The sequence below is a fragment of the Micromonospora sp. NPDC048843 genome (assembly GCF_040649965.1).
Classification (GTDB): Bacteria; Actinomycetota; Actinomycetes; order Mycobacteriales; family Micromonosporaceae; genus Micromonospora; species Micromonospora hortensis.
Map to the genome: position 1 here is coordinate 1 of NZ_JBEZGJ010000374.1, position 1,366 is coordinate 1,366.

The following is a 1,366-nucleotide window of genomic DNA, read 5'->3' on the forward strand; positions in this document are numbered from 1 at the left end:
GGCGGAACACCGCCTGAGTGGGCGAGCCGGGGCGAGGTACCGAGCAGCTCGGTGACCAGCTCACGGATCGCCGGGTCGGCCGGGTAACGGCCGTACGCAGCCGGAGGGCACCGGGGCCGTGGTGCTCCGGCCACGCGGCGACGTCGAGGCCGGGGCGGACGGCGCGAACAGGGAGTGACCGAGTGATCCGATCGAAGAAGGCCGGCCGGCGCGAGCCGACGCCGCCGGTGCCACACCCGTCCGGGGCCCGCCCCCCGGCGCTGCCCACCGAGGCGGTGCCGAAGCACGTGGCGGTGGTGATGGACGGCAACGGCCGCTGGGCCAAGGACCGCGGGCTGCCCCGCACCAAGGGGCACGAGGCGGGGGAGCACAGCCTCTTCGACACCATCGAGGGCGCCATCGAGATGGGCATCCCGTACCTGTCGGCGTACGCGTTCTCCACTGAGAACTGGCGGCGCTCGCCCGACGAGGTCCGGTTCCTGATGGGGTTCAACCGGGACGTGATCCGTCGCCGCCGTGACCAGTTGGTCGACCTGGGCGTACGGGTGGTGTGGTCGGGCCGGCCCGGTCGGCTGTGGAAGAGCGTCATCTCCGAGTTGCAGACCGCCGAGGAGATGTCCCGCGACAACTCGACGCTGACCCTCCAGTTCTGCGTCAACTACGGCGGGCACGCCGAGATCGGTGACGCCGCCGCCGCGATCGCGCGGGACGTGGCGGCCGGCCGGCTGGATCCGGCGAAGGTCACCGAGAAGACCGTGGCGAAGTACCTCTACCACCCGGAGATCCCGGAGGTGGACCTGTTCCTGCGCCCCTCCGGGGAGGAGCGGATCTCCAACTTCCTGCTCTGGCAGACCGCGTACGCCGAGTTGGTCTTCCTGGACACTCTCTGGCCCGACTTCGACCGTCGCCACCTCTGGTACGCGTGTGAGTTGTACGCCCAGCGGGACCGACGCTTCGGCGGCGCGCTGCCCAACCCGGTCGCCCCGGTTATCTGAGCCGACGCGCTTACCCGCACGTCACTCTGGGTATCAGAGACGTCAGAAGTCACTGACGGAGGTGAACCCACATGATCCAGAAGCGCATTGCCCAGTGGGCGGTGATGGCGATCGCGGTGCCGCTGGCCGCGGCCGGCGCCCGACGGCTCAGCCACACCCTGGAGGCCCGGCGTGGTCCCTCCGGGGCTACCCGGTTGCTGACCAAGGGTGCGGACCTGATCCGTCCGCAGAAGGCCAAGCGCCGCCGCTTCTTCTGACCGACCCCCCAACTGTCCCCGGCGCCCCCGCATCGCGGTATTCGCGCCAGACGCCGACGTTCTGGCTGATCCACTTGGCGAAGGTGGCATCCTTGGCCGGGAAGCGGAGATCGA

2 protein-coding genes are annotated in these 1,366 nt (G+C 70.4%); both read left to right on the plus strand.

Annotated features, from left to right (window positions below):
- Positions 1-182: 182 nt before the first annotated feature.
- Complete coding sequence (locus AB0C20_RS36180; protein ID WP_266304673.1) at positions 183-995, plus strand: isoprenyl transferase; 813 nt, start codon at positions 183-185, stop codon at positions 993-995.
- A gap of 71 nt (positions 996-1,066) precedes the next feature.
- A complete protein-coding gene (locus AB0C20_RS36185; protein WP_030336441.1) occupies positions 1,067-1,252 on the plus strand; it encodes a hypothetical protein in 186 nt (61 codons plus the stop codon).
- The last annotated feature ends 114 nt before the right edge of the window (positions 1,253-1,366 follow it).